This is a genomic window from Paraburkholderia sp. SIMBA_054 (assembly GCF_046534875.1).
Classification (GTDB): Bacteria; Pseudomonadota; Gammaproteobacteria; order Burkholderiales; family Burkholderiaceae; genus Paraburkholderia; species Paraburkholderia hospita.
The window spans coordinates 1-242 of record NZ_JAWRXV010001541.1; the positions used below are offsets into that span (position 1 = coordinate 1).

Genomic DNA, 242 nt, shown 5'->3' on the forward strand with positions numbered 1-242 from the left:
TCTTGCTTCTTCCAAGTCGATCGTCCTTCCGTCATCGCTTCCCGCCAATTTGCCTTTGCTGAGCAGCGGCAAACATGCCGTCGCCAACAGCAGCGTCAAGAGAATGGTCCCGACTGCCAGGAATAGCAGCAGAGAGCGCTCGGGGAAGATGTAGCCGCCATCTACAATCATCGGCAAGGACAGAATCCCGACCATGGTCACCGTCCCGCGCACACCTGTCAAACTGACGAATAAAGTCAATT

General features: G+C 55.0%; 1 pseudogene. It reads right to left on the bottom strand.

Annotated elements, in window-relative coordinates:
• Positions 1-195, bottom strand: a pseudogene (locus SB822_RS60205) (Na+/H+ antiporter); the annotation flags it as partial.
• Between the last annotated feature and the right edge of the window lie 47 nt (positions 196-242).